The sequence below is a fragment of the Peribacillus butanolivorans genome, assembly GCF_001273755.1.
Taxonomy (GTDB): domain Bacteria; phylum Bacillota; class Bacilli; order Bacillales; family DSM-1321; genus Peribacillus; species Peribacillus butanolivorans.
In genome coordinates this window covers 1,176,861-1,203,556 of sequence record NZ_LGYA01000001.1, presented here as the reverse complement: position 1 = coordinate 1,203,556, position 26,696 = coordinate 1,176,861, and the positions used below count along the sequence as shown (strand labels likewise).

The 26,696-nt window shown below is 38.8% G+C and carries 26 protein-coding genes, 1 pseudogene and 2 other annotated features; of the genes and pseudogenes, 4 read left to right on the top strand and 23 right to left on the bottom strand.

Features of this window, described 5'->3' with window-relative positions; all coding sequences use genetic code 11:
• Positions 1 to 14 precede the first annotated feature (14 nt).
• On the bottom strand, positions 15 to 1,862 hold the full coding sequence (gene typA, locus AKG34_RS05725; RefSeq protein ID WP_053345192.1) for a translational GTPase TypA: 1,848 nt from the start codon (positions 1,860 to 1,862) through the stop codon (positions 15 to 17).
• 124 nt (positions 1,863 to 1,986) lie between these two features.
• On the opposite strand from typA, the gene AKG34_RS05720 reads away from it, so the two are divergent.
• Positions 1,987 to 2,169, top strand: a complete 183-nt coding sequence (locus AKG34_RS05720; protein ID WP_053345191.1) for a YlaF family protein — start codon at positions 1,987 to 1,989, stop codon at positions 2,167 to 2,169.
• A gap of 144 nt (positions 2,170 to 2,313) precedes the next feature.
• Here the strand turns inward: AKG34_RS05720 and AKG34_RS05715 are convergent, their stop codons facing one another.
• On the bottom strand, positions 2,314 to 3,117 hold the full coding sequence (locus tag AKG34_RS05715; RefSeq protein ID WP_053345190.1) for an inositol monophosphatase family protein: 804 nt from the start codon (positions 3,115 to 3,117) through the stop codon (positions 2,314 to 2,316).
• A gap of 424 nt (positions 3,118 to 3,541) precedes the next feature.
• Positions 3,542 to 3,739: a YkzI domain-containing protein gene (locus AKG34_RS05710; protein WP_053345189.1), complete on the bottom strand. Its 198-nt coding sequence runs from the start codon at positions 3,737 to 3,739 to the stop codon at positions 3,542 to 3,544.
• A gap of 201 nt (positions 3,740 to 3,940) precedes the next feature.
• Between AKG34_RS05710 and AKG34_RS05705 the strand changes: the two genes are divergently transcribed.
• Complete coding sequence (locus AKG34_RS05705) at positions 3,941 to 4,561, top strand: YktB family protein (RefSeq protein ID WP_053345188.1); 621 nt, start codon at positions 3,941 to 3,943, stop codon at positions 4,559 to 4,561.
• Positions 4,562 to 5,177: 616 nt separating this feature from the next.
• On the opposite strand, the gene trpA is transcribed toward AKG34_RS05705, so the two are convergent.
• From trpA to AKG34_RS05660, 9 genes are all read right to left on the bottom strand, one after another.
• Positions 5,178 to 5,957: a tryptophan synthase subunit alpha gene (trpA, locus tag AKG34_RS05700; protein ID WP_053345187.1), complete on the bottom strand. Its 780-nt coding sequence runs from the start codon at positions 5,955 to 5,957 to the stop codon at positions 5,178 to 5,180.
• A complete protein-coding gene (trpB, locus tag AKG34_RS05695; protein ID WP_053345186.1) occupies positions 5,950 to 7,155 on the bottom strand; it encodes a tryptophan synthase subunit beta in 1,206 nt (401 codons plus the stop codon). Before trpB ends, trpA begins: the two co-directional genes overlap by 8 nt.
• A gap of 4 nt (positions 7,156 to 7,159) precedes the next feature.
• The gene (locus AKG34_RS05690) at positions 7,160 to 7,774 is read right to left on the bottom strand and encodes a phosphoribosylanthranilate isomerase (RefSeq protein ID WP_053345185.1); all 615 of its coding nucleotides are present in this window, start codon (positions 7,772 to 7,774) and stop codon (positions 7,160 to 7,162) included.
• Between the two features lie 10 nt (positions 7,775 to 7,784).
• The gene (gene trpC, locus AKG34_RS05685) at positions 7,785 to 8,561 is read right to left on the bottom strand and encodes an indole-3-glycerol phosphate synthase TrpC (protein ID WP_053345184.1); all 777 of its coding nucleotides are present in this window, start codon (positions 8,559 to 8,561) and stop codon (positions 7,785 to 7,787) included.
• Complete coding sequence (gene trpD / locus AKG34_RS05680) at positions 8,562 to 9,584, bottom strand: anthranilate phosphoribosyltransferase (RefSeq protein ID WP_053345183.1); 1,023 nt, start codon at positions 9,582 to 9,584, stop codon at positions 8,562 to 8,564.
• Between the two features lie 28 nt (positions 9,585 to 9,612).
• Positions 9,613 to 10,218: an anthranilate synthase component II gene (locus tag AKG34_RS05675; protein WP_053345182.1), complete on the bottom strand. Its 606-nt coding sequence runs from the start codon at positions 10,216 to 10,218 to the stop codon at positions 9,613 to 9,615.
• Positions 10,215 to 11,609: an anthranilate synthase component I gene (trpE, locus tag AKG34_RS05670; protein ID WP_053345181.1), complete on the bottom strand. Its 1,395-nt coding sequence runs from the start codon at positions 11,607 to 11,609 to the stop codon at positions 10,215 to 10,217. The genes AKG34_RS05675 and trpE overlap by 4 nt, the downstream gene beginning before the upstream one ends.
• A 175-nt stretch (positions 11,610 to 11,784) precedes the next feature.
• Positions 11,785 to 12,022, bottom strand: a binding site (T-box leader).
• Between the two features lie 35 nt (positions 12,023 to 12,057).
• Positions 12,058 to 12,296 (bottom strand) — a binding site (T-box leader).
• Between the two features lie 71 nt (positions 12,297 to 12,367).
• Complete coding sequence (locus AKG34_RS05665; protein WP_053345180.1) at positions 12,368 to 12,640, bottom strand: UPF0223 family protein; 273 nt, start codon at positions 12,638 to 12,640, stop codon at positions 12,368 to 12,370.
• 50 nt (positions 12,641 to 12,690) lie between these two features.
• Positions 12,691 to 13,650: an NAD(P)H-dependent flavin oxidoreductase gene (locus AKG34_RS05660; RefSeq protein ID WP_053345179.1), complete on the bottom strand. Its 960-nt coding sequence runs from the start codon at positions 13,648 to 13,650 to the stop codon at positions 12,691 to 12,693.
• A 398-nt stretch (positions 13,651 to 14,048) separates the two neighbouring features.
• On the opposite strand from AKG34_RS05660, the gene AKG34_RS05655 reads away from it, so the two are divergent.
• Positions 14,049 to 15,506, top strand: a complete 1,458-nt coding sequence (locus AKG34_RS05655) for an aminotransferase class I/II-fold pyridoxal phosphate-dependent enzyme (RefSeq protein WP_053345178.1) — start codon at positions 14,049 to 14,051, stop codon at positions 15,504 to 15,506.
• Between the two features lie 259 nt (positions 15,507 to 15,765).
• Here AKG34_RS05655 and AKG34_RS05650 read toward each other — a convergent pair whose 3' ends face one another.
• The 8 genes and pseudogenes from AKG34_RS05650 to AKG34_RS26575 form a co-directional block, all read right to left on the bottom strand.
• Positions 15,766 to 16,509, bottom strand: a complete 744-nt coding sequence (locus tag AKG34_RS05650) for an amino acid ABC transporter ATP-binding protein (protein ID WP_053345177.1) — start codon at positions 16,507 to 16,509, stop codon at positions 15,766 to 15,768.
• 20 nt (positions 16,510 to 16,529) lie between these two features.
• Positions 16,530 to 17,213, bottom strand: a complete 684-nt coding sequence (locus tag AKG34_RS05645) for an amino acid ABC transporter permease (protein WP_053345176.1) — start codon at positions 17,211 to 17,213, stop codon at positions 16,530 to 16,532.
• 12 nt (positions 17,214 to 17,225) lie between these two features.
• A complete protein-coding gene (locus tag AKG34_RS05640; protein WP_053345175.1) occupies positions 17,226 to 18,047 on the bottom strand; it encodes an amino acid ABC transporter substrate-binding protein in 822 nt (273 codons plus the stop codon).
• Positions 18,048 to 18,408: 361 nt separating this feature from the next.
• A complete protein-coding gene (locus AKG34_RS05635) occupies positions 18,409 to 18,606 on the bottom strand; it encodes a hypothetical protein (RefSeq protein WP_053345174.1) in 198 nt (65 codons plus the stop codon).
• 74 nt (positions 18,607 to 18,680) lie between these two features.
• Positions 18,681 to 19,988, bottom strand: a pseudogene (locus tag AKG34_RS05630) (aminotransferase class I/II-fold pyridoxal phosphate-dependent enzyme).
• A gap of 130 nt (positions 19,989 to 20,118) precedes the next feature.
• The gene (locus AKG34_RS05625; protein WP_053345173.1) at positions 20,119 to 21,276 is read right to left on the bottom strand and encodes a trans-sulfuration enzyme family protein; all 1,158 of its coding nucleotides are present in this window, start codon (positions 21,274 to 21,276) and stop codon (positions 20,119 to 20,121) included.
• Positions 21,277 to 21,630: 354 nt separating this feature from the next.
• A complete protein-coding gene (locus tag AKG34_RS05620; protein WP_053345172.1) occupies positions 21,631 to 22,017 on the bottom strand; it encodes a DUF6531 domain-containing protein in 387 nt (128 codons plus the stop codon).
• Positions 22,018 to 22,256: 239 nt separating this feature from the next.
• Positions 22,257 to 22,385 (bottom strand): GapA-binding peptide SR1P, encoded by a 129-nt coding sequence (locus AKG34_RS26575; RefSeq protein WP_083450683.1) that lies wholly within the window; start codon positions 22,383 to 22,385, stop codon positions 22,257 to 22,259.
• A gap of 1,005 nt (positions 22,386 to 23,390) precedes the next feature.
• Here AKG34_RS26575 and AKG34_RS05615 point away from each other — a divergent pair.
• Complete coding sequence (locus tag AKG34_RS05615; protein ID WP_053345171.1) at positions 23,391 to 23,825, top strand: DUF1885 family protein; 435 nt, start codon at positions 23,391 to 23,393, stop codon at positions 23,823 to 23,825.
• A gap of 27 nt (positions 23,826 to 23,852) precedes the next feature.
• Here the strand turns inward: AKG34_RS05615 and AKG34_RS05610 are convergent, their stop codons facing one another.
• The 3 genes from AKG34_RS05610 to lpdA form a co-directional block, all read right to left on the bottom strand.
• Positions 23,853 to 24,689, bottom strand: a complete 837-nt coding sequence (locus tag AKG34_RS05610) for a polysaccharide deacetylase family protein (RefSeq protein WP_053345170.1) — start codon at positions 24,687 to 24,689, stop codon at positions 23,853 to 23,855.
• Between the two features lie 43 nt (positions 24,690 to 24,732).
• Complete coding sequence (locus tag AKG34_RS05605) at positions 24,733 to 24,990, bottom strand: hypothetical protein (RefSeq protein ID WP_330219140.1); 258 nt, start codon at positions 24,988 to 24,990, stop codon at positions 24,733 to 24,735.
• A gap of 291 nt (positions 24,991 to 25,281) precedes the next feature.
• Complete coding sequence (gene lpdA / locus AKG34_RS05600) at positions 25,282 to 26,694, bottom strand: dihydrolipoyl dehydrogenase (RefSeq protein WP_053345168.1); 1,413 nt, start codon at positions 26,692 to 26,694, stop codon at positions 25,282 to 25,284.
• Positions 26,695 to 26,696: the final 2 nt, after the last annotated feature.

The following is a 26,696-nucleotide window of genomic DNA, read 5'->3' as shown; positions in this document are numbered from 1 at the left end:
CCTCCTCTTGCTATTTATTTTTCTTCAACAGCAACTTTTTTTCTTTTAGCTGCTCTCTCACGTTCGTTTTTATCAAGAATCTTTTTACGAAGACGGATTGATTCCGGAGTTACTTCACAGTACTCATCGTCGTTCAAATACTCTAGAGCTTCTTCAAGAGACATAATTCTTGGTTTTTTCATTGAAGAAGTTTGGTCTTTATTAGCTGAACGCATATTTGTCATTTGTTTCGCTTTTACGATATTAACAGTCAAATCGCTATCACGGTTATGTTCTCCGACAATCATACCTTCATAAATATCCGTACCTGGCTCAACGAAAATAACACCGCGGTCTTCTACTTGCATCGTACCATATTGTGTAGTTTTTCCAGATTCCATTGATACAAGTACACCTTGACGTCTTCCACCGACTTGACCTTGGGCCATTGGTTGGTAGCTGTCAAATGAGTGGTTCATGATACCATAACCACGTGTAATTGTTAAGAACTCAGTAGAATAACCAATAAGTCCACGAGCTGGGATCGTGAATAGTAAACGAACTTGACCACTTCCGCTATTAATCATATCTAACAATTCGCCTTTACGAGCTCCCATGGATTCCATGATAGAACCAGTGTGCTCTTCAGGTACATCGATTTGAACACGTTCAACTGGCTCACAACGTACTCCATCAATCAAACGAACGATAACTTCAGGTTTAGAAACTTGCAGTTCATAACCTTCACGTCTCATGTTTTCAATTAAGATAGAAAGGTGAAGCTCTCCACGACCTGAAACAATCCAGACATCTGGAGAATCTGTATTTTCAACTCTTAAGCTAACATCAGTTTGCAATTGGCTTTTCAAACGCTCTTCAATTTTACGAGCTGTTACGAATTTACCTTCACGGCCTGCGAATGGGCTGTTGTTTACAAGGAAAGTCATTTGTAATGTTGGCTCATCGATACGTAGAATTGGAAGGGCATCAGGATGTTCAATAGGACAAACTGTTTCCCCAACGTTAATATCTTCCATACCGGAAACAGCGATTAAATCACCGGCAACAGCTTCTTGGATTTCAACTTTTTTCAAGCCAATATAACCAAAGATTTTCGTTACACGGAATTGCTTAACCGATCCATCAAGTTTCATTAATGAAACTTGTTGACCTACATGCATTTTCCCACGGAATACACGGCCAACACCAATACGTCCTACATAATCATTGTAATCAAGTAAAGCCACTTGGAATTGAAGTGGTTCATCAGTGTTATCAATTGGTGCAGGGATCGTTTCGACGATTGTTTCGAATAATGGGGTCATGTCTTTTTCTTGTTTGGTAGGATCTGAATCCAAGCTTGCTGTACCAGCAATACCTGAAGTAAAGACAACAGGGAATTCTAATTGTTCTTCTTCAGCTCCAAGTTCGATGAATAAGTCAATTACTTCGTCCACAACTTCGTTTGGACGGGCAGAGTCTTTATCAATTTTATTCACGACAACGATTGGCGTTATTTTTTGTTCCAATGCTTTTTTCAACACGAAACGAGTTTGCGGCATACATCCTTCATATGCATCAACAACAAGTAAAACACCATCAACCATTTTCATGATCCGTTCTACTTCACCACCAAAGTCGGCATGACCAGGTGTATCCAAAATATTTATTCTTGTATCTTGGTATTGAACTGCTGTATTTTTCGCAAGAATCGTAATTCCGCGTTCTTTTTCAATAGCATTAGAATCCATCGCACGTTCTTCCACATGTTCATTTTCACGAAATGTACCAGATTGCTTAAGCAACTGATCCACTAAAGTTGTTTTACCATGGTCAACGTGGGCAATGATGGCTATATTACGAATATTTTCTCTTAATTTCAAAAAATTCACTCCTAAAAAAGTTTGTGTATAACGTATCACTAGTATTAACTTACATATTATATCACAAACATAGTAGAAACAAATACAGAAATTATGTACAATAGCTATATTAGGGGTGATATTAATGAATATTAAATGGAATTTCTTAATATTAGCGATACTAGCAGCATCAAGTATTGGCTCTATAGGCATCTTTATTGCTGAAAAAAGCTTACTTGGAATCTTAGCTGCAATCGTTGTACTTTGCGGGATTATGGGGTTTGGCTTCACTCAAAAGAAAAAATTACGCGAAGCAGGAAAGTTATAATATAAAAAACTCGCTGTAAACAGCGAGTTTTTTTTTGCTAATTTTTTCAAGTGAAATATATTCTCTACTCCACTAAGTCTTTAGTCTTACTTTACCCATTTTAATATCCTTTTTGAACATTACCAATGACTTAGGTCAGGGGTATTAAAGGCTAGTATTACCTGTTAAATATTTCTCAAAAACCTCTTTGTGCATTCCAGGCTTAGAGACAAATAATGAATCTCCCTCTAAAAAATCCAATTTTTTATCAGTTATATTGCTTACTTCTCCGCCCACTTCCTCAACCAGTAAAACTCCACCGGCAAAGTCCCAAGGCATAAGCCGCATAGTTATATAAGCATCTAGCCTGCCTGCTGCCACGTATGCTAACTCCAATGCTGCTGAGCCATATGAACGGGTCCCGCGCGCATCCCGCACAAGCGGGGCTAGAAGACTCGGATCAATCCGGCGATTTTCCGTTACCCAGCTTGCATTCATGGAAAGGATGGCTTTGCTAACCGATACCTCTTTCAGCGGAGAGAGTCTTTGATCGTTCATAAATGCCCCCTCCCCTTTAATTACATGGTACAGTTCATCATTTACGACATCATAAACCATACCAATTTTCCCGATACCATCCTCATAGATCCCAAGAGAAATCGCAAAATTTCGCTGTTGATGAATAAAGTTCAATGTTCCATCAATTGGATCAAGAATCCACACCGTTCCTTTTAAATCTTTTATCTCATTACCCATTCCCTCTTCCCCAAATATACGATGTTCGGGAAAAGTTTCGGTAATTTTATCGCAAAAAAACGTTTCTATTGCCTTATCCATATTGGTAACCAAATCATTAGGATTCGTTTTAATTTCAATATTCAGCTTGGTTTCAAAGGACGCTCTCAGCTTCGACCCTGCTTCTTTCATCCATAATTTCGCATATGTATCCATTTCCTTAACCGATGCCATTATAATATCCCCGTCCTTTGTAATCAGAAACTACACTAACATGCTCTACTAAAGATTAAAGCAAATATATCAAGTCTTCAAGTTTTTAACATCATAAATTTACCAATTTTTATAATACCTTTGAAGAATAAGGGTTATTTAATTCACGATTCTTCACTCCATTTAAGCTTATAAGCTAATTATCCTCATGCATAAAAATTTTTTTGTATACTTTTGATAATTTTTTTCCTAATTAACAGGAAAGTAGTCCATTTTAAAAATCAAAGACCAGCTTTTACTACTATTTTGTTCATTTAACGAAAAACGGACACATTATTTTTTATAAAATAAGTGTCCGTTCATCATCTATAATAGAATTTCTTGTATTGAATTTGATTCATTTCCTTCATTAATTCTCCTTCACGATCTCTGCAGCTTTATCATTTTACAAGGCTTTAAGTTTTAGCAATTCTAAGCGGATACGCTCAAGCCTTTGCTTGCATTGTGACCTCTTTTGATCATTCTCTTCACTAATTGCTTCAAAAAGGGTTGCTAATTCATAGTCCATTTCCATTCTTAACACTGCAGCTCTATGTCTTTCAACTTCTTTAGCTTTTAATGCTTGGTTCATGACTTGTTTCATAATTAACATTCTCCCTTCGTCAATTAACTTAATTTTCTGAATTTATTTTTATTTTATCATATGTCTTCCTACCACAAATAGCAACTAATTTGTTCTTTTAACTTAAAGGAATTTTTCGATAATGAACTAAATCCTTATTTTTTAATTATTACTTTTACTTATGCTACAATATGTGCAGATATTACAGTGGGAGAGATGATAATGAATATAGCAAGTTTTTCAGCTGATGATTTTAACGTTTTTAAAATTGATGGATTGGAACCGCGAATGGATGCTTTAAAAGAGCAGATCCAACCCAAGCTACAAGCACTTGGTGAGCACTTTTCACAACAATTATCTGTGATGACCGGTGAAGAGATGTTCCCTCATGTTGCTAAGCATGCTAGAAGGAAAGTAAACCCTCCTAACGACACTTGGGTTGCCTTTGCTGCCAACAGCCGAGGTTATAAAATGATGCCACATTTCCAAATTGGTTTGTGGGAAACACATATGTTCATTTGGTTCGCAGTCATTTATGAAGCTCCTAATAAAGTTGAAATCGGGAGGCAACTAGAGCAAAATGCGAAGCAATTAATAAAAAATATTCCCTCTCATTATGTTTGGTCGATGGATCATACGAAACCTGAAGTAATCCCTCATGATGGCCTTTCGGTTGATGATTTGAATTCAATGTTTAATCGGTTACAGACCGTAAAGAAAGCTGAAATTCTTTGCGGGATAAGAATTTCTCGCGAAGAAGCCATTCAATTAAATGATGATGATTTCATTAAAACCATTAATGATGCTTTTGAGCATCTTTTACCCTTATATAAATTAAAATAAACACATATTCCACGTATTGCATTGGAATTAGTAGATGAATAGAGCATTCATACTTTAATATAAATAAAGAAAAGGGAGAGCCATTAAAGGCTCTCCTCAGACTGTAGACAAACTCGATGGAAATCGAGTTACAGTTTTTNCCTCGGCGCCTTTGCGCCTGTGGGGTCTCCCTTGGACGCGCTTTTCCCGCAGGAGTCTCGCACCTTCCGCTCCAATCAACTTTGTTTTAACAATTAAATTTAACCGCTTTTGCCTACAGTCTTTTTTGTTTTAAATATAGGAGTAAAGCGCTCTGGAATAGAGCGCTTTTTTTTACTTTAGACATGATTGTCCATCTCCATGGTTAATCCATAATCAAGCTGCCATCCGCAACTAAGTTCGACCAGTTACAACCCGACTCCAGGGGGATGTGAAGAATAACACAGCATCGGCTGCCTCTTCAGGGGCAGTCTTTTTTTGAGTGGAGTACCTTCTCTTATCATCTGAAAACCTCATCTGAAGTAGCAGAACTGGCATCCGTATATTGAAGCTGTCCACCTGGAACTATATTACGATGACTCCGTCTTTTCCTAATTTGTATTTACCCTGGGGAGAGCCATTAAAGGCTCTCCTTTTCTTATTTTTGCACCAATTCTTTACTTGCTTGTATCAATTCACTTATTTGATTTTCTTTACCCGCTTCAAAGCATTCGATTATCTTGCTTCCGACGATGACACCATCGCAGGATTGTACCGTATTGCGGACATGATCTGGAGTAGAGATGCCAAATCCGGCAAGAACAGGAACAGGACTTAGGTCTTTTACCTGTTTTAAATAGCCTCCAAGTTCTCCTCCAAAGGCATCACGGGTCCCCGTAATGCCCTTTACAGTCACAGCATAGATAAAACCCTCTGCCCCTGCCGTAATCTGAGTAATCCGTTCTCTAGAAGACGTGAGCGTCACAAGACGGATCAGTACAATCCCTGCAGTTTTTATAGTTGAAAAGACAGCTTCTTCTTCAATTGGCAAATCAGGGATGATACATCCGGCGATTCCTGCCTGAAGACAATCTTCTGTGAATTCTTTAAGGCCATATGCCATAATTGAATTTGCATACCCCATTAAAATGATTGGAATGTTTACATCGCCTTTGATTTCAGTCACTTTTTTTAGAATATCTTTTAAAGTTGTACCATTCTCCAAAGAACGGATTCCCGCCTGTTGGATAACCGGTCCATCAGCCACAGGGTCAGAGAATGGGATACCTAATTCGACAGCTGTTGCCCCGCTTTTTTCAAGGAATATAAGTTGGCTCTTTAGCCGTTCAAGACCGCCATCTCCTGCCATAATGTAAGGAATAAATGCTTTTTCTCCCCTAGATTCACATTCCTGCAGCGCTTTTGTTAATTTATTCATGTTCGCTACCCCCTAATATAGATTGGACCGTTTCAACATCCTTATCGCCACGGCCAGATAAGCAAATCACCAAGCCTGTCCCTTTCTCCATTTCTTTGGCAAGTTTTAAACCGTAGGAGATGGCATGTGAACTTTCCAATGCAGGTATGATCCCTTCTTCCTTTGAAAGCAATACGAGAGCTTCTAGAGCTTCTTGATCGGTAACTGAAGTATATGTCACGCGATTTGTATCTTTTAGAAAACTGTGTTCCGGTCCAACCCCCGGATAATCTAACCCTGCTGAAATCGAATGTGCCTCCTGAATCTGGCCGTCTTCGTTCTGCAATACATACATGAATGCCCCATGAAGCACCCCTGGCTTTCCTTTTGTTAAGCTTGAAGCATGTAACGGTGTATCAAGACCATGACCTGCTGCTTCTACTCCATATAATTTAACCGTTTCATCCTCAATGAATGGATAAAACATCCCCATTGCATTGCTGCCACCGCCTATGCAAGCGACTATGGCATCAGGAAGGGCATGTACCACTTCGGAATACTGACGCTTCGTTTCCTTACCAATCACGCTTTGAAAATCGCGTACAATAACAGGGAATGGATGCGGACCAAGGACTGACCCCATAATATAATGAGTGTCTTCCACATTAGCTACCCAGTACCGTAACGCCTCATTGACTGCATCCTTTAGTGTCCCGCTTCCTTGTGATACAGATATGACCTTGGCACCCAGAAGTTCCATCCGGAAAACATTTAATTTCTGTCTCCTGATATCTTCCTCTCCCATAAAAATGATGCACTCTAACTTCAGCAAAGCACAAACTGTCGCCGTTGCCACTCCATGCTGTCCTGCACCTGTTTCGGCAATGACTTTTTTCTTACCCATTTTTTGTGTCAACAAAGCCTGACCAATCGTATTATTGATTTTATGGGCACCCGTATGATTTAGGTCCTCACGCTTCAGATAAATATCGGCACCACCAGCAAGTTTCGTTAAATTTTCTGAAAAATAAAGGGGCGTTTCACGACCAATATATTGAGTAAGGTAATAATTCAGTTGCTTTTGGAATTCTGGATCTTTTTTTGATTGTTCATATACTTCTTCAAGCTCTGTTATTGCCGCCATTAAGGTTTCCGGAACGAAACGGCCACCATATGCTCCAAAATGACCAGTTTGGTCGGGCTGTGTATAAGTACTCATCTATTTATTCCTCTTTTCCGGCTGTATTTTTCGCCTTAGTAATAAAAGCTTTTATTTTTGCAGCATCCTTTAATCCATTTGTTTCGACACCACTCGCTACGTCAACTGCGAATGGTGATACGGCAGTAATCGCTTTTCCGACATTTTCTGAAGTCAATCCTCCAGCTAGAAAAATTTTCTCCTTTGGTAAGCCCGCTTTACGAAGCATATCCCAATCCAAAGTCATTCCCTTACCAGAATTTCCTTTAGGAAGATCTACTAGTAGAAAATCAGCCGGATAATCGTGAAGGCTTTCAAGATCTTTCTCTGACTTGATGGCAAAGGCCTTAATAACCGGGAGAGGCATTCTCTCAGCAAAACTGGCAGACTCGTTACCATGCAGCTGAATATAATCCAATCCGGCAATTTCAGCACTTCGTATCACTTCTTGTTCGGTTTGATTAGCAAACACTCCGACTTTTTTTACGTGTGCAGGGAGATTCCCAGCTATTTCACATACTATTTCCGGATGAACTTTCCGGCTACTTTCCGCAAAAATGAACCCAATAAAGTCTGCACCGAATGTTACAGCTGTCTGAGCCGCTGCTAATGTCTTTATCCCACAAATTTTTACAAACATATTAATCTCCTTATAAACTCATTTGCAGTTCTGCCATCGTATTTGGAAGGTTAGGTGATATCATTAATGTTTCTCCAACTAAAATGCCCCTCGCCCCTGCTTTCCTCACACGCTGTACGTCTTCTTTTGTCTTGATTCCACTTTCACTGATAATGATGTGACGTTTTGGATCAAGTAGCTTCGCAAGTCGTTCCGTAACCGCCAAATCCACTTCGAATGTTTTTAAATTTCGATTGTTAATACCTATCAGCTCTGCATTAAGCTCAAGTGCTTGTTTTAACTCGGCTTCATCATGGACTTCTGTTAATACATCAAGCCCTTTATGTTTTGCATATTGATATAAATCATGAAGGCGTTCTTTTGAAAGAGCTGCCACAATTAATAGAATGATAGTCGCACCAGCTTGATAGGCACGGTCGATTTGGATTTCATCAATGATGAAATCTTTACATAACCTTGGAATTTGTATAGCCTGGCTCACGTTTTTTAAATCGGCAATTGACCCTTTAAAGAAAACCTCATCCGTCAATATCGATATGGCTGCGGCTCCACCTTTTTCGTAAGAAAGAGCCTGCTCGATTGGATCGACATTCATTTTAATGTCTCCTTTTGATGGGGATGCGCGTTTAATTTCCGCGATAACCGCGATTGATTTCGCCGTTTTCAATTTTTCTACAAGAGAAGGTCTGACTGTATTGATCATTTCCCCATCATCTAAACCCATTTCTTTTAACCGTGCTACTTCTACTTTTTTCTGTTCAATAATTTTCGTTAAAATATTATCCATTTACATTACCACCTTATTTCTGTTGCCATAGGCAATTAGATTTTCTAATTTTTCAAGAGCCGATCCGCTGTCCAGACTTTCTTCCGCCAAGGTAATTCCTTTTTTGATCGTTGCTGCCGTTCCATGGGCGTATAAACCCAAACCTGCATTCAATAAAACGGTGTCACGATATGCACCTTTTTCACCTTTTAAGAGGCGGAGCATAATATCAGCATTTTCTTTTGCATCACCGCCACGGATTGCGTCATTTCCGTAAATCGGCAAATCCACTTCCTCAGGATGGAGTGTAAAAGGGATAATATCCCCTTGCTCCAGAAGCACGAGTGAATTTTCTCCCTGTAGGCTGGCTTCATCCATAAAACCTGCACCATTGATGACAACCGCACGTGTTCTGCCTAATTTATGAAGTACTTCTGCAAATAGCTCGAGCATATCACGGCGGTTAATACCTAATAATTGTGTATCAAGCTGAACGGGATTCGTTAATGGTCCTATCAGATTAAATATTGTCGGGATTTTCAATTCTTTTCTCACTTTCATGATTCGGGCAATATTAGGGTGAACAGAAGGGGCAAATAAGAAAGTGATTCCATTTTCCTCTAACAGTTCTTTCATCATTTCTGGTTCTAAGAACAAATTAACCCCGAGCTCTTCCAAAACATCTGCACTTCCTGTTTTACTTGAAATGCTGCGGTTTCCATGTTTGGCAACCTTAACACCTGCACCAGCCAGCACGAAGGCTGAAGCGGTACTAATATTGAAGCTTTGTGAGCCATCTCCACCAGTTCCGCAATTATCCATCACATTAAGGCAGTTTGTTTTCACACTTCTTGCTTCTTTTCTCATGACTCGGACAAGGCTTGCAATTTCACCTGCCGTTTCACCTTTTGCTTTTAGAGCAATAATGAAAGCCGCCATCTCGCTTTCCGTAATATCTGTAGAAAATAACGCTTGGGCTGCTATACTCATCTCATCTTCCGTCAATGTTTGACGCTCTGCTAACTTTTCTAAATACTCCTTCACTACTAACTCCCCCAATTGTTTTTTGTGATTATAAAATGGATTCTTTCTTCTCTAATTGATATGTCTCGGCAATCTTATAAAATTCATGTAATAGTTCCTTACCGATTTTCGTTCCAATAGATTCAGGGTGGAACTGTAAACCGTAAAGCGGATAATCTTGATGTTTTAAAGCCATGATTTCTCCATCATCCACTGCGCTCGCCGTAACAGTTAATTCATTAGGTAAGCTTTCCCTTTCAACTACCAAGGAATGGTAACGCATCACTGGAAATTGTGGATTCTGATTGACAAATACCCCTGTTCCGTCATGTTCGATAACCGATGTTTTGCCGTGCATGATATATTTGGCCCCAATCACATTTGCCCCAAAGGTTGCACCAATAGCCTGATGACCAAGGCAAATACCTAAAAGCGGAAGCTTCTTATAAAAAGAACGTATGATTTCCATGCTAATTCCAGCATTTTCTGGACGGCCTGGCCCTGGTGAAATAACGATTGCCTTTGGATTCATTTCCTCAATTTCAGCAATGGTGATTTCGTCATTTCTTTTCACGATGATTTCTTTTTCTACTTCCCCTAAATATTGATAAAGGTTATAAGTAAACGAGTCATAGTTATCAATTAATAAAATCATTTTGTGTTAACCTCCATGAGCGCTCGTGCTTTATTTTGTGTTTCCTCATATTCTGTTTTTGGATCTGAATCATATACAATTCCTGCTCCGGCCTGTACATACGCACTGCCATCTTTTATGATCATCGTCCGGATTGCAAGAGCCATATCTAGATCTCCACCAAAACCGATAAATCCTATCGCCCCTGAATAGATCCCGCGTTTACAATTTTCAAGTTCGTTAATCAACTCCATTGCCCTAATTTTAGGGGCTCCTGAGACAGTACCTGCAGGAAGACATACCGTTAATGCATCTAAACTAGTGAATCCTTCCTTACGTTCTCCGCTAATCTTTGAGGCAATATGCATGACATGTTGATATCTTTGAATTTCCATTTCCTCGGTAAGGTGGATTGAGCCTATTTCACAAACCCTCCCAAGATCATTTCTTCCGAGATCAACAAGCATTCTATGTTCAGCGAGTTCTTTTTCATCCACCAGCAGGCTTTTTTCCATGCCTTTATCTTCTTCATCCGTCTTCCCTCTTGGTCGTGTACCGGCAATGGGGTTAACATGAACCATTCCTGCTGAAACACTGATCAAACTTTCAGGGGAGGAACCTATAATAGTATAGTCACCAAATTCGATATAAAACATATAGGGAGATGGGTTGGCTAAGCGGAGACGGCGGTAAGCATCGAAAGGCTCTCCATCAAAGTCGGCCTGAAACCTTTGTGACAAGACGACTTGGAAAACTTCACCTGCTACAATCGCTTCCTTTACTTCAAGTACCATTTTCTCGAATTCATCCTGGCTGAAATTAGAATTAAATTCTAAAGATTCTGACGATATATCCTTTGACGGTTTACTAGGCCGATTGATTTTCTCCTTCATTCCCATTAAGCTTTTTTCGCTTTCCTCTTCCGCAGTCAAAAGATGAATCTTTTGAAGTACATGATCAAATATATACAGTTCCTTAAAGAAAAGGAAATGAGCATCCGGCATTTGAAGAGAATCAGGTGGCACCGGACCGATGTTTTCATAAAGACGAATAATATCATAGCCCATATACCCGATTGCCCCACCATTAAATGGCGGAAGATGAACTGGGGAATCTTCTATTTCTACCAACAATTGATTTTTTAGAAATTCAATGATATTGATGTTCCTTACGAGTTTCTCACCTGTATTAGAATCCTTCACATATACTTGATTACCTAATGACGTCACCTCCAAATATGGGTTTGATCCTAGATAGGAGTAGCGACCATTATCATGATGTGAATTCGAACTTTCCAATAAAAACTTCTTTTCATCATCCAATTTTTGAAAAATGGCAATCGGTGTATGAATATCCCCTTCAATCGTTTCCATTTTGAAACGGAGTATCTTTTTTTCATCCAAATGATTCATCTAAAATTACCTCCTAATTTTGAATCCAATAAAGAAAACTTCCGATTGCTATACCTTTAGGCAAACATATTCGGAGTTGTGTTTATATTTTTTCTCTAAAATCTTTCTCCAGTTCACCTTCACAAAAATTGTAAATGCATAAAAAAAGCCCCCTGCAAACACAAATTATGTGTCTGCAGAGGACGGTATACCGCGGTGCCACCTCAAGTTGGAAAAACATATTATTTTTCCCTCTCAAGCAAGAAATTAGACATTTCTTGCCAAACCCATTAACGGTGGAAGCCGAGTTTCCCTACTTATTTCAAGAAACCACTCATAAGTCCATTCACCTTCTTATATCGTACCGGTTTCCACCTATTCCGGCTCTCTGTGACGACTCTAAAAAGATTACTACTCTTATTCATAGATTTAATTATCCATTTTTAAAAAACACAAAAAGGGCCCTCATCCAAAGGACGAGGAACCCGTGGTACCACCTTAATTAGCTTAATAAGCTCACTTTACGGCATTATAAATATAATATGCCTATCTCCATTAACGATGAGATAATCGCCAAAGCCTACTCCGTCAATCCGTTTCGGTTTGGGGCTCGGAAGTCCATTCGCTTAAATTTGTTCACCAGTTTTCAGCAACCACTGGCTCTCTGCAGAACAGCATTAAGGTACTCTTCTTCGTCATTGCCTTTATCATTTCTTGATTATTATGTTAAAACAATCTATTCATGAAGTCAATGGAGTTTTCTAAAAATAATATTTTTATTATTTCATTCGTATCCAGTCATCGTCTTCGATTTCTTTTGCTTTCTTAATAACAAGATATGCGGAATAGTCGCTGACAGACTCAAACTCATCTGTATATTTTTTTTCATCCGCTTTGCCGGGGACTATTTCCTTAAACCTTCGATATGCTTTCATAAAAGCTTCTTTTTGTATTTTACTTTCATATGCCTTTTCGACTGCTTCAAAAAATTTAATAACATCGACGATTTCTTCCGTTGACCAATCAAGATCCATTGGATACTGATAATCCATGCTTACACGCTCCTTCTAGATAGTTATTCCTGTTGCTTGGGAGACTATTATCAGTCTGCCCATTTTGAGCGAATTGCCTCTGCTTGGCTGATAATCCGACTGAATAGCTCAGCCGTCGTTGGTACATCATGAATCAGACCCATTACTTGTCCAGCCCAAGCATATCCTTCACCTTCAACTCCATCATGGATATAACGCTGGTTTGCTTTTCCACTTATGTAATTCTGCAGTTGCTCATATCCGCCGTCTTCCTTTTCTATTTCAAGAATTTTATCAGTCCAACCATTTGCAATAACACGGGCTGGTGCACCAATAGACCGCTTAATGACAACGGTATCATTTTCTGTACCGGAAACCAAGGCATTTTTGTATAATTCATGGGCATGAACACATTCTTTTACTGCAATGAACCTGGTGCCCATTTCAATCCCTTCGGCTCCGAGTGCCAACGCCGCCATCAACCCGCGTCCATCACCGAATCCACCTGAGGCGATGACTGGAATTTTCACGGAGTCTACCACTTGAGGAATTAATACAGAAGTTCCGATATCATCGCGTCCTAAATGTCCTCCGCCCTCCTGACCAACTACCATCACTGCGTCTGCACCCAGCTGCTCAGCCTTGATTGCCTGCCTTCTTGCCGCAACTAGCACAAGTTTTTTCACCGGAGTATCTTTAACATAATCGATAAATGGCGCTGGATTCCCACCAGTTACAGAAACAACGGCAATCTCCTCTTTTAGTGCTGCTTCAAGCATATGTTCATATGGTCTTCCGTGCTGACCAATTGCAAAATTAACGCCAAACGGTTTGTCCGTCAATGATTTTGTTTTTCGTATTTCCTCTACCAATTGATCAGGGTTATCCAACGACATCGCTGTTACCTGCCCTAGGCCTCCTGCATTTGAAACAGCCGCAGCTAGTTCTGCATAAGCTAAATGCGCCAATCCTCCTTGCACAATCGGGTATTGAATCCCTAACAAATCAGTCACACGAGTTTTCCAATTCAAAATCTTCATCCCCCTTTTACTTCTGAGTGAGTTTTATTAATGAACACTCTCTATTACACCTTTATTATGGCAAATATTGTTTTTCCATTCAATTTTAAAACTCTTAGTTCAAATTGTTTTTGATTTAAAAGAAAAACTCTTGAACTGGTAAATATTCCTTCCTGCTATTACGAGGTATGTACAATAGAACTCAAGCTGTTATTTTTTACATTAAACTCACGCTAGGCATTTATATGTAAGACGTGCTATAATTCATTTGTTTTATGTCTATCCACAAGAGCTTACTAACCGTTTTTAGAGGTTACTCCAAATAGGAGAAACATACGACTGTAAATAGAAAGGGAGTATATTTCCCTAGATATTTCGTACCTATTATATTGAAAAGGGGCCACAAAGAATTGTCACAGAATGAAACACCATTATATACTGCCTTATTACAGCATGCCAAAAAAAATCCCGTTCAATTTCATATTCCAGGTCATAAAAAAGGAAAAGGAATGGACGCTGATTTTCGTGATTTCATTGGAGAAAATGCACTATCTATAGATTTAATCAATATCGCACCACTCGATGATCTCCATCAGCCAAAGGGAATCATTAAAAGAGCCCAGGACCTTGCTGCAGAAGCATTTGGGGCCGACCATACATTCTTTTCCGTTCAGGGAACAAGCGGTGCAATCATGACGATGGTCATGACAGTCTGCGGTCCTGGGGATAAAATCATCGTCCCGAGGAACGTACATAAATCTGTTATGTCTGCTATTGTATTTTCAGGAGCGGTTCCTATTTTCATCAATCCTGAAATTGACAAAGACTTGGGAATCTCACATGGAATTACCATAGATGCTGTTGAAAAAACATTAAAGGAACACAGCGATGCAAAAGGGTTACTCGTAATCAATCCGACCTATTTCGGCATTTCTGCTGATTTGCAGAAAATTGTAGAAGTTGCTCATTCCTACCAAATACCTGTACTGGTTGATGAAGCCCATGGTGTTCATATTCACTTCCACGAAGACTTGCCTATGTCCGCTATGCAAGCTGGAGCTGATATGGCCGCTACGAGTGTTCATAAACTGGGTGGATCACTAACAGGAAGTTCCATTTTAAATGTTAAGAATGGATTAATTTCTGCCAATCGGGTCCAGGCAATTTTGAGTATGCTCACTACTACCTCAACTTCCTATATTCTTCTTGCTTCTCTCGATACCGCAAGAAGACAACTTGCGACCGTTGGCAGAGAAATGATAGATGGTGCTATCAAGCTTGCAGAGTATACCCGGACAGCTATTAATGAGATTCCTTATTTATACTGTGTTGGAAGCGAAATTTTAGGTAGTAAGGCCACCTATAGTTATGATCCGACAAAACTAATCATCTCCATTAAAGAATTGAATATTACTGGATACGACGTTGAGAAATGGCTTCGAGAAAAACATAATATTGAAGTAGAACTTTCTGATTTGTATAACATCCTTTGCCTAATCACACCAGGGGACTCTAAAACAGAAGCAGATTTGTTAATCGCTGCCCTTAAAGACTTATCGGATGAGTTTAAAGAAATGGCTGCTGATCATGAAAAAATCGAAGTCCTGCTTCCCGATACACCACCTCTTGCTTTATCACCGAGAGATGCATTTTACGCAGAAACTGAAGTGGTTCCTATCGAGGAATCTGTTGGAAAAATCAGTGCTGAATTCATCATGGTCTATCCGCCAGGGATTCCGATTTTTATACCTGGTGAACTGATAACAGAAGATAATATCACTTACATTCAGAAAAATATCGAAGTTGGTCTACCAGTTCAAGGTCCAGAGGATCCAGAAATTAAATATTTACGCATTATTAAAAACTGATTGAATATCAAAAACCAGAGCATAAACAAACTGCTCTGGTTTTTTTATGCTTATTATGATGTTTTAATCGTAAAAGAGCGTTTCTCCTCTTCGCCTTCCTAACCGACTTTATCAAAGCTTCCATATTTCTCTTGAACGAATACCAAAGCGCAGGCCCCCAAAATGCACTTTCCCGCAAGTTAGAACGACAGAATCTTATAACTTTACCCTAGGATTGCAGTTTTCCATTCTTCCGCAGCTTGGGGGTACCGGCCCTTACCTATGAACAAAGTTTATTTAAAAATTGTAATGTCCGTTCATGCCCTGTATGTTCAAAAATTTGTTGAGGTGTTCCTTCTTCAACGATTACACCTTTATCAATAAATACGACTTTATCCGCTGCTTCACGCGCAAAATTCATTTCATGTGTCACTACAACCATGGTCATTCCTTCTTTAGCAAGTTCTTTCATGACCTTTAGAACCTCACCAACTAACTCAGGATCTAACGCGGAAGTAGGTTCATCAAAAAGCAGAACTTCAGGTTCCATTGCCATCGCCCGTGCAATTCCTACACGTTGTTGTTGTCCACCGGATATCTGGGATGGATAGTGGTTCGCCCGTTCCGATAATCCTACCTTTTCGAGCAATTGAAGAGCCTTCGTACGAGAGGCTTCCTTGTCTTGTTTACGAACGTAAATAAGACCTTCCATAACATTTTCAAGTGCAGTCATATGAGGGAACAAATTGTAACCTTGGAAAACCATACCCGTTTGTTGACGGAACTTAATCACCTTATCTTTTGGAACTGGTTTTTTATCCTGAAAATCCAAAGAAAACTTTCCAAGCTTAATGGTCCCTTTTGTAGGCGTTTCCAATAAATTCAGGCAACGTAACAAGGTTGTTTTCCCTGAACCCGATGGCCCAATAATACAAACTGTATTGCCTTCCTCAATTTTTAGATCGATTCCCTTTAAAACCTCTGTTTGTCCAAATTGTTTATGCAGGTTCTTTATTTCAATCATGTATATTTCCCCCTATCAAATTAGCCCGTCACATAACGATCGAGTCGTTTTTCCATCTGTCCTTGTGCATTCGAAAGAACGGTACTGAAAATCAAATAAATAAATCCTGCTAGACAATAGAGTACCAATGGTTCATAGGTTGTTGCGGTAATTTGCTGAGCAACTCTAAACATTTCAGTCACCGTAATGGTAGCGGCCAACGATGTATCCTTTACCAAGCTAATAAAACTGTTTGCCAAAGGCGGGACAGATACCCTTGTTGCCTGAGGGAGAATAATTCTTTTTAATGCCTGCGGATAGCTCATCCCAATAGAATAAGCCGCCTCCCATTGACCTTTGGAAATGGAGAGTATAGCCGCACGAATAATCTCTGAGTTGTAGGCGCCAACGCTAAGAGTAAAACCGATAATAGCCGACGGTAACGGGCTAATCGTTATACCAATACTTGGAAGTCCATAAAAAATAATAAACAACTGAACAAGCAGCGGTGTTCCTCTAACCACCCATACATAAAATCTTGCAATAACGTCCAGAAGTTTAATTCCCGAGATTCGAGCTAATGCTGTAAGTAAAGCAAGAAGGAGTCCCAGAAAAAAGGATACTAATGTCAAGGGAACCGTAAACGCAACCCCAGCTTTTAACATTGGGAAAAAGGAATTTACAATGATGTCAACAATTCGGTCCATTCTTTCGTCAGCAAACATGTAGACCCCTCCCTATTTTGAAACATCTTTTCCAAAGTATTTTTGTGAAATACTTAAATATTTACCATCCTTCATCATGTCAGAAAGCGCTTTATTTACGGCCTCTACCAATTCTTTATTCCCTTTTCTCATCATGACTCCCATTTTTGCCGGTTCATCAAGTTCTGCGACGGATTTAACTGGTGCATCAGGCTTTTGCTTTTTGAAATCAAGGTAGGAAAGTCCGTCATTTACAGCCGCATCCGCACGTTTTGAAAGTAATAAATCAATGGATTGATTATAACCTTCTACTCCAACGATCTCAGCACCATAAGATTCTGCTATATCTTTATAGTTACTAGTTAATGTCTGAGCCGATTTTTTTCCTTTCAAATCTTCAAATGATTTAATCGTATTATTCTCTTTGTGAACAATTAAGAAAGGTTTTGACATAATATACGGCTCTGAAAAATCGTATTTTTTCTGGCGGTCAGGAGTAATTCCTACATTATTAGCAATAATATCGAACCGCTTTGAATCGAGTCCTGCGAACATACCGTCCCATTGGGTTTCAATGAATTCTGGTTTCACACCAACTCTTTTTGCTACTTCCTCCGCGATTTCAACATCAAAACCGGTTAACTTCCCTGAAGAATCATGGTAACTAAAAGGTGCAAAGGTTCCTTCTGTTCCAATTTTAATGGTCCCATTCGATTTAATTTGCTCTAGCAAATCCTTACCCTCATCTGCCTGTTTACCTGGTTGACTTGCTGCCTGATTTTCGGGCTTTCCGCATGCAGATAATAGAAGTGCTACGAGTATCGAAAAAGCGATTATGATGAAACTCTTTTTCATAAATAATTCCCCCCTATATTTTTAAAAAAATGGATGATTTGCAGACTTCCAGTTTCACTATTCTGTATAATTCTAATATTCTGTAAATTTTATCTATATTTTTCAAACGGACTCCACCTCCTCCTTTTCGTTATCATATAATGCAAGAGTTATGCCAAAATAAAATCCTTGTTAATTCAACATTCCTACTATCGAACTAGTTGAGAAATTCCCATTTCCGCGACGAAAATAGTGATAACCTACCGCTCCGTACTGTTTTTCGGATTCCCAAATTTGAAAAAAATATTTCCAAATATTCGAAATATCCCCCTCGGAGACGAAAAAAGATTGCAAATAAAATTTGCAATCTTAGGTAAAGAGATCAAACTTTTAGATTGTATCGTTCTAGCTTACGATAAAGTGTCGATAAACTAAATTTCAATTCATCCGCTACTTTTTCCTTATCTTTTCGATCTTGACCACCTAAGAAGAAACTTTGGATAATGGATTTTTCATATTCGGCCACCATCTCATCTAAACTTAACCCTCCGGTATGAATAGGTGCTTGAAATTGGTACAATTAATCCGGAAGATCATGAAAGCCAAGTACATCCGATTCTGCCATATTCACCATATACTCCACAACATTTTCCGTCACAGCTTTATAGAACATGTATTTAATTCTTTACAAGACTGATAGATCATTTCAAAAAAGCGATCTAGATCGTTTAATTCAACACAAGAAAAGGCAATCCGAAGGTCCGTCTTTGCAAGGGAGATCGTTCCTACTCCATACTGATTGAGCAAATGGACCCTTAGTGTTTCAGCATCGGAATGCTTGATGCGAAGGCATACGAAATATCCTGAGTTGAAGGGATAGGGTTCAAATTCATCCGCAAATTTCCCGTCTGCTAAAATTTCTTTGACCCGTTTGGCCCTGTCTTCCATTACTGTATTTTTCTCGTTGCGCTGCATTTCGAATTCGGGATTTAATAAGGCATCCAAAATGATTGTTTGGGAAAGGTGCGGACTGCATGAGATCGTACTTCGAATAGAACCCATCGCCTTTTTCTCCAACGCTTCTAAAACCAGAGGATCTTGAATTCCAAATGTGAGAAACCCAACACGAAAACCCCAAGCATACTCTTCTTTCGTTGCCCCATCAATTTTAATCGGGAGGACACGTGGGTGTAATTCTACTAAACGAGCAAATATAGATTCCTTGATTGAATCTTCGTAAAATAATCCAAAATATGCATCATCCATAACAGCAACAATATTAACCCCAAGATCCGCTGCCTGCTTAATGGCTTCAAGAATTCCTTCTGCCTCTTTTTCCGTTGGAGTATATCCGGTAGGATTATGCGGAAAATTAAGCACAAGAATCGCTTTACCATTTTTGCAGGATAAAAGGGCCTCCAGCAACCCTTCAACATTAAATTCGTTAGCTTTCGTAAATAAAGGATAAGTCACGGTCTCGCTGCCATGGCGGACGTTGAAGAGAATCTGATAATTATCCCAATATTTATCCGGCAAGATAATTGAATCGCCTTTTTCCACAAAAAGGTCGGATACAATACTCAAGCCATGGGTCAGCCCGCTCGTCACAATCGGGATGCCGAATACCTTTTCTTCAAGTGAAGGATTATCCTTTAGAAGCTTTTTTCTCCAAACCTCACGCAGCTCCGGTTTTCCTGCAGGCGGTGCATAGGGATACAGATCTTTCGGATCGTAGGCGGAGAGGTTTTTATGAATCACATCTATATAAATGGGGTGTCCACCCTATGTAGCCATCCCGATTGTTGCATTGAAAATGTCCGCTTTCCCCCTTGCTTCTCCTGCTTGGCTGACAATTCCTTTTGGGAAATACAAGGATTTTCCTAACAATGAAAACATCTCATATACTGGTTTATTCCGTTCTTCAATAACATGATTTAATTCTAAAGCCAATGGGTTTAGCATTTTATCCCCCCTCTTTTTCTAGTTGGATTTTTCCAGATCATATTTAAGCTAAACGCTCAACAAATCTCCCGGTTTAATCCTATCCCCGGCTTGATTATCCCCGCCCGACCGTACCCCAGAAGCCGCACCGTTATTCTAATGCCATTTCGAGATCCTTCCATATATCTTCTACATCTTCAATTCCAACCGAAAAACGAACGAGTCCATCATAGAGACCTGCTTTTTCTCTTTCTTCTTTAGGGATTATCGCATGTGTCATCGAAGCTGGATGTTGAATTAATGTACCTACATCCCCTAGGGAAACTGCTAAAGTACTCAATTTTACTGAATTCATAAGTTTAACGCCTTTTTCGTATCCCCCCTTCAAGACAAAAGAAATCATTGCTCCAGGACCTTTCATTTGTTTCTCCATGATATTTTTATCTTCAAAACTTGCTAGTCCTGGAAAATAAACCTTCTCTATAGCCTTATGTTTTTCCAAGCGTTCAGCCAAAATTTGTGCATTTTCTTGTGAGCGGTCCATGCGAATGTGCAATGTACGTATCCCTTGAAAGAGAAGCCAGGCATCCATAGGGGCCAAATTTGCTCCCATAGTCTTCTGCACTTCTTTTCTCATCGGATCAATAATTTCCTTGCTGGAAATCACTAGTCCGCCAATAAGATATCCATGACCCGACAAATATTTCGTTGCACTGTGGACAACAATATCAATGCCGCATAGCATAGGATTTTGTAAATATGGGGACAAAAACGTATTATCAACAATAGTCAAGATACCCTTTTGCTTAGCGATCGCCGCTACACTCTTCATATCCACTAAGGAAAGCGTGGGATTAGAAGGAGTTTCAAAGTAGACCACTTTCGTTCTATCTGTAATGTGTGGTTCAAGCTCTTCCCCTGTCTTAAACGGTACAAATGTTACATCAATTCCAAATTTCTTTACTGTTTTGGATAGAAATGCGTGCGTCGCCCCATACAACGCTGTGTGTGCAACAACGTGATCTCCTGCCTGCAAAACACCTAAAAGGCAGCCAGTTATGGCAGCCATTCCAGATGAGAAAGCCAAACATCCTTCACCAAATTCCAATGCCGCTACCTTCTCTTCCAGTTCTCTTACATTTGGATTTCCCAGGCGTGAATACATAAATCCTGGATCTTCTCCTGCGAAGCGTTGTGCTCCTACTTCTGCATTATCAAAAACAAATGTTGAAGTCATATAAACAGGGGAGATGTGTGAGCCATGCCCTGGATCTTTATTTACTTTTACTAGTTTTGATGAATAGTTCATTATTATTACGCCTCCTAATTTTAGTAATCTGAAATGATACCGTTTTTATTTCTTCCTTTAAGTTGTATACAAATCTTTATATGCAAAAGTTATGCCAATTCTGTAAACCTTATAAAATCAACAGTTTTAATATTAAAATTCTTTATTTATTTTCACTTTTGCCAAGGTGCACTGCAAAACATAGTAATTATCGACTTACCACTTTAGCAATATTGATAATATTTTTCTAAAATTGGAAAGAATTTAGCTACCCTTCTAACTTCTTGGTATTTCATTTTGCAGACAAGTCACTGTTCCTTCTCCTGCACTACCTAAGAAAAAGAACCATGCTCAAATATTGAACTGTGCCTCATTTTACGGACAGTATAAAAAAGTGCCTAAACGGCTTCCACTTGCATTATAGTTCTCTTTTGTTCCATCTGTTTGCGTAATGGTGTAGGTTCTATCTCCATTTTTCTCAAGCGTTAAATAATCACCACCAGCAGCTACATACCCCACACCTATCTTTTGTCCAAAGATGTGTCGCGTATTATCTTCATCGATCAGTGTAATGGGACCAGTTCCACCATCCACAAGTCTCTTTTCAACTTTACTAGTCCATCCATAACCAAACATTCCCGTAACATGGGATTTTCGATTGTTATACGTACGAGTCATACTTACTGGTATGCCACGTCCTGGAATCGATAAATCATTTTTCTGATAAACTAAATTTCCATTTGCAGAATTTACACCATCCAATGAAAGCGGTTAAATTTACTTACAGCGACCACTTCAGAAGCATTGACACTACGCATACTATTCCCCCATTTCACATCTAATCTTCCCTAGAAAGTAAACAAAATACCAATGTTCGTCTATATAGAACTTTGAAATTTCCAGAATTTTATTTCCCCTTTTAGATTGCATAAAAAAAGGGTGCCTCAGGTTAAAGCTCCTGAAACACCCTCGAATTCTATTATTATCAGAGATTATCTTTTTTATTTTTTCTCAGAGGCAGCTGTATCACAGCTGTGGCAGTTGTGATTGTGTGTATAAAGTACACTTACTTTTTCATCTTCAAAATGATCAATCGTGCTATTGCATGTTTGACAAACGATAGTTCCCATTTTTACAACCCCTTCCTCTATATTGTATGCATTAATGATTAAATGTAACCGCTTTATATGCATTATAATATAACACATTTATAATTTCAAGCTATAAAGTATAACATATATATTTTTCCCATAAATTCATTTAATTTAATGCCTTTGATTTATTTCTCTCTGGATTGCAGCCCGCTTAAAATTGTTAGTAGGACGGAGCCTCCAAGCTGCACGGTAGGCTGCTTCATTTTATCATGAAGCATTCAAACGTCTCTTCCATTCTCCATATAAAACTAGCTGGATAAAGGTCAGGGTATTCGAAGTCGTTTAGCTTGTTCTACTATCTTAAAGGTATATAACCACCATACAAAGGATTATGAGCAAATACCGCTAGCAGTTTGCCAAATAGGATCATCAATGTTTCATGTGACTTCCAGTTCATACAGTTTTTTCATGATAGCATCTATAGGCTGCCTTGCCTATTCCTCCATAAACAACAAGCTCTTTCGGTTCCAAGATTATACATAGGATTCTAATAGCCGCTTCTTGGACCCCACCCAGCCCATTGCGTGCAGCCGTGGCCCTTGGTAATTCATAATTCTTCTTTGTCCATTTGGGATCTTTTTCACCCTAAATATAAACTCATGCTTTTACTTGCGTCAGTTCAGCAAAGTCGTAAGTCTTCGACTAAAAAGGGTGACCACCTCTTTATTAAATATGATTGATTTATTGCTAAATCTTTACCGGTAAGCAACATCCCTTACACCTTTTTTTGTAAAACATGAATATGTTCATTAAACTTTAAAATCAAGCTTCCCACTCCTTATTAGCTAGCATCTATATAAATTTTACATCAAAATAAAAACTGGAAGTCAACACAATTTAACAATTTTTTATCATATTACCAAACTAACCCAGAAGAGTGAAAAAGGAATTTTACCTTTAAATTTACATATAGATAAGTATATAAAACAACCATAAAATGTTAAAATACAATTAAAATCTATAGAGCTAAGGGGGATTCAAATGATTGAAAATGCCTATATCAAGCTCGTTCCTGAGTCCGTGAAAGAAGCCGTAACCATTGAAGACGTGAAGGAATTGCTCACATATTACCAAATGATCACCGCTAAAACGGGAAAACAACTCAATTGGGATTATGATAAGAAGGCCTTTCCTTATGAAATGAAAGAGCCTGAAAAGATGAAAGATAAAGTAATTTATCTCCAATCCAATGTGGACAGATATCACATGATACTAATCGGAGTCGACCAAGAAATCGTTCAGGACGAAGATGGACTAGAGCGAATTCAATCTTATATCCAATTCACCCTTCCAGAAACTGCAACATTCGGTGATAAAGGGAAAGCTAATGAATTATGTAAATTCCTTGCAAAGAAGTTACGAGCACAACTCCATCTTTTTAACAAGCGAGTGATGTATTACTATCCAAGAAAATAAAAAACTGATAGTGGCCGTAACTTCAAATCATTCAGGCGTTTCAATTAATTTTGGATCAAGAATCTTATATCCTTTCTTATGAAAATCTTTCACAATATCCTCTATCGTTTCTCTCGTCCATTTTCGGTCGTGCATCAGTAAACTGGCTCCATTGGATAAATAAGGGCTGTTCAACATGATCTCTGTCAATGCTTTTTTATCTTGATATTCCTTATCCCAATCATATCCATATGTCCAATTCATGACCAGCATTTTTTCGTTTGCAGCAACTTTTTTGGAAAAATCGGTATTAGATCCAAAAGGCGCCCTAAAATACTTAGGGCGTTCCCCGATAATGCCTTCCACCAAATTATTCAATTTTACGATTTCCCGCTTTTGCTCTTCTTCTGTTAGCTCTTTCAAATTGACATGAGAATACGTATGATTACCGATGGAAAAGCCCATATCATGAATTTCCTTTAACATCGATTTCTTTTCATCACTTTCAATAAAATATCCATTGACAAAAAATATCGCCGGCACTTGAAGTTTTTGAAGTGTTCTTGCAATTTCTAACGAGTACTTATCAGGTGCATCATCGAACGTCAACAAGACAACCTTAGGTTCTGCATCCTGAATTGGTTCAAATGACCAATTACCTTTGTTCAACCGGTACTCGGCCTGAAAATTTTCTTTCTCTGAATTCCTAATTGTTTTTGATGCTTCTTCTTTCATATCTTGTTCTTGTTTGGTTTCATCTTGGATAGTGGTAGTTGTTTCCACACTTTTTGGTTCTTTTTTTTCAGTTTGATTGGAACCTGAATTATTACAACCAATTAATAAAAGTGAAGCAAATACAAACATAACTACTACCTTGGTGATCATGTTTCCTCCATGTTTTTCATGTGTCATTGTAAAGATTCAAAATTCAATAAATGGGTACCAACGTTTCCAAAAGAATTTGCAATACACCGTAACATAGTAAACTGATTATGGTAACAAGCATTGTCCGCTTGTTGGATTTTAAAATCATTTTACCAATGTAAATGGCCAAATAAGAAAAAACCAGAAACATAAATACCTTAAAAACAAAACGATCATTAACAGAAAGCCATTCAACCAATGTATATCCGCTCCAAACGATTAGTTGAAAGAGGATTACCAGATAATTTTTCAAGTGATCCACCCCATTTAAAATGAATAATCAGCCACTTTGTTTAATCGGCAGCCTAATTCTTCAGTACATCGCTCTTCCTATTTTTTTATCCTCTTTTACTCAATTTAAACCTTTTATAGAAAAAAAGTATGAAGACCTTTGTATAGCTTATGCCCATTTTGCACTTTTCATTTAAATTGAGTAAAGAAAATATCCTAATTTGGGAGAAGACATTAAATTTGTACCAGTTTTAATTTAATTTTTATTTATAAAAACCAAAAAAGCGTACTGCAAATGGCAGCACGCTTTTTTTGGTATCAATTATTTAATAATATGAATTGGAGTTCCTAGGGCTACTTCAGCAGCTTCCATAGTGATTTCTCCTAAAGTTGGATGTGCATGGATTGTCATCGCGATATCTTCAGCAGTCATTCCTGCTTCGATAGCTAAACCAAGTTCTGCAATCATATCAGAAGCATTTGGTCCTGCGATTTGGGCTCCAATAACCAATCCGTCTTCTTTGCGAGTGATTAGCTTCACAAATCCGTCCGTATTGTTCAATGAAAGAGCACGTCCATTTGCAGCGAATGGGAACTTAGAAGCAAGCGCTTCGATTCCAGCTTCCTTCGCTTCTTTTTCATTATATCCGACAGAAGCAAGTTCTGGTTCAGAGAATACTACAGCCGGAATAGCAAGATAGTCGATTTCTGATGAATGTCCTGCAATGGCTTCAGCTGCAATTTTACCTTCATAAGAAGCTTTATGAGCCAATTGAGGTCCAGAAACGATATCACCGATTGCGTAAATGTTTTTCACGCTTGTACGGCATTGTTTATCAGTTTCGATTAAACCACGGTCAGTCATTTTGATTCCGACTTGTTCAAGACCAATTTCTGAAGTGTTTGGACGACGACCTACTGTTACTAAAACGTAATCGGCTTCGACTTTTTTCTCTTCGCCTTTTACTTCATAAGTAACGGTAACGCCTGTTTCAGTTTCTTCCACACCTTTAGCATTTGCTTTAGTAACAATTTCAGCACCTTTGTTTTTAAGGTTACGTTTAACAAGTGCTGCCATTTGTTTTTCAAAGCCTGCAGAAAGAATCTCTTCCGTACCTTCAAGAATAGTCACTTTAGTTCCAAAGCTGGCGAATGCGCCGCCAAGCTCTGTACCAATGTAACCTCCACCGATTACTACGATAGAACTTGGAACTTCTTCCAAAGCAAGAGCTCCAGTAGAATTAAGTACACGTTTCGTATATTTAAAGGACGGAATCTCGATTGGTGATGAACCAGTAGCGATGATTGCGTTTTTAAATGTATATGTTTGAGCTGAGTCATCATTCATAACACGGATGCTGTTTTCATCAACGAAATAAGCTTCGCCTGTTACAACCTCAACGTTATTACCTTTTAACAGGCTGCTTACGCCGCCAGTTAATTTTTTTACAACAGTACCTTTCCAAGCTTGTACTTTAGAAAAATCAACAGTAACTTTTTCTGCAAAGATACCCATGTCTTCTGAATGTTGAGCTTCATGGAAACGGTGTCCCGCTGAAATTAAAGCTTTTGATGGGATACAGCCTACATTCAAACAAACTCCGCCAATTGTTCCTTTTTCAACGACCGTTACTTTCTGTCCAAGCTGTGCTGCGCGAATTGCCGCAACATATCCCCCTGGGCCTGAACCGATCACTAAAGTATCTGTTTCGATTGGAAAATCTCCTACTACCATTG

Coding starts and splice junctions, on each gene's coding strand:
- AKG34_RS05640 (WP_053345175.1), bottom strand. CDS start 18,047: ATGAAAAAGAGTTTCATCATAATCGCTTTTTCGATACTCGTAGCACTT.
- trpC (WP_053345184.1), bottom strand. CDS start 8,561: ATGGATAATATTTTAACGAAAATTATTGAACAGAAAAAAGTAGAAGTA.
- AKG34_RS05615 (WP_053345171.1), top strand. CDS start 23,391: ATGATTGAAAATGCCTATATCAAGCTCGTTCCTGAGTCCGTGAAAGAA.
- AKG34_RS05650 (WP_053345177.1), bottom strand. CDS start 16,509: ATGATTGAAATAAAGAACCTGCATAAACAATTTGGACAAACAGAGGTT.
- lpdA (WP_053345168.1), bottom strand. CDS start 26,694: ATGGTAGTAGGAGATTTTCCAATCGAAACAGATACTTTAGTGATCGGT.
- AKG34_RS05665 (WP_053345180.1), bottom strand. CDS start 12,640: ATGGATTATCAGTATCCAATGGATCTTGATTGGTCAACGGAAGAAATC.
- AKG34_RS05625 (WP_053345173.1), bottom strand. CDS start 21,276: ATGAACTATTCATCAAAACTAGTAAAAGTAAATAAAGATCCAGGGCAT.
- AKG34_RS26575 (WP_083450683.1), bottom strand. CDS start 22,385: ATGGGAACTATCGTTTGTCAAACATGCAATAGCACGATTGATCATTTT.
- AKG34_RS05705 (WP_053345188.1), top strand. CDS start 3,941: ATGAATATAGCAAGTTTTTCAGCTGATGATTTTAACGTTTTTAAAATT.
- trpA (WP_053345187.1), bottom strand. CDS start 5,957: ATGAATAAATTAACAAAAGCGCTGCAGGAATGTGAATCTAGGGGAGAA.
- trpE (WP_053345181.1), bottom strand. CDS start 11,609: ATGAATCATTTGGATGAAAAAAAGATACTCCGTTTCAAAATGGAAACG.
- AKG34_RS05690 (WP_053345185.1), bottom strand. CDS start 7,774: ATGTTTGTAAAAATTTGTGGGATAAAGACATTAGCAGCGGCTCAGACA.
- AKG34_RS05675 (WP_053345182.1), bottom strand. CDS start 10,218: ATGATTTTATTAATTGATAACTATGACTCGTTTACTTATAACCTTTAT.
- AKG34_RS05720 (WP_053345191.1), top strand. CDS start 1,987: ATGAATATTAAATGGAATTTCTTAATATTAGCGATACTAGCAGCATCA.
- AKG34_RS05710 (WP_053345189.1), bottom strand. CDS start 3,739: ATGAAACAAGTCATGAACCAAGCATTAAAAGCTAAAGAAGTTGAAAGA.
- AKG34_RS05715 (WP_053345190.1), bottom strand. CDS start 3,117: ATGGCATCGGTTAAGGAAATGGATACATATGCGAAATTATGGATGAAA.
- AKG34_RS05645 (WP_053345176.1), bottom strand. CDS start 17,213: ATGTTTGCTGACGAAAGAATGGACCGAATTGTTGACATCATTGTAAAT.
- trpB (WP_053345186.1), bottom strand. CDS start 7,155: ATGAGTACTTATACACAGCCCGACCAAACTGGTCATTTTGGAGCATAT.
- AKG34_RS05610 (WP_053345170.1), bottom strand. CDS start 24,689: ATGATCACCAAGGTAGTAGTTATGTTTGTATTTGCTTCACTTTTATTA.